The sequence below is a fragment of the Phenylobacterium soli genome (assembly GCF_003254475.1).
Taxonomy (GTDB): Bacteria; Pseudomonadota; Alphaproteobacteria; order Caulobacterales; family Caulobacteraceae; genus Phenylobacterium; species Phenylobacterium soli.
In genome coordinates this window covers 1-430 of sequence record NZ_QFYQ01000018.1, presented here as the reverse complement: position 1 = coordinate 430, position 430 = coordinate 1, and the positions used below count along the sequence as shown (strand labels likewise).

Genomic DNA, 430 nt, shown 5'->3' with positions numbered 1-430 from the left:
CTTCGAGGACGGAAGTTGGCGCGGCCGCGTGGCCGCCATCGCCGAGGGCCTGCGCGCCGGGCTCGAGCCCTGCCGCGGCTTGCCGGGCGTGGTGGACGTCCGGGTGCTGGGTGCCATCGGCGTGGTCGAAATGCAGGCGCCGGTGCCCGCCGGCGAGCTTTCCCGCCGCTTCGCCGAGCTCGGCGTCTGGGTTCGGCCCATGGGAAGGGTGGTCTACCTGACCCCGCCGTTCGTGGTCTCCGCCGAGGAGTTGGACCGCCTGACGGGGGCTATTAGAACCCTACTCAGCAGCTAGGCTTTCAAGCTCTTCTGACTCCGACCCCAGAAAACTTCAGGCCGGGGCGCGGTTGGCCGTTCCTACATTTGTGACGTGGCGTGACATGCGCCCGACGATGGGACAGCCGGCAATGGCGACAACGACGAAGACACC

At 68.4% G+C, this 430-nt stretch carries 1 protein-coding gene; it reads left to right on the top strand.

The features are described from left to right. The coding region (locus DJ017_RS19950) for an aminotransferase class III-fold pyridoxal phosphate-dependent enzyme (RefSeq protein WP_133255525.1) at window positions 1-295 on the top strand (295 nt) is incomplete at its 5' end. Window positions 296-430 lie beyond the last annotated feature (135 nt).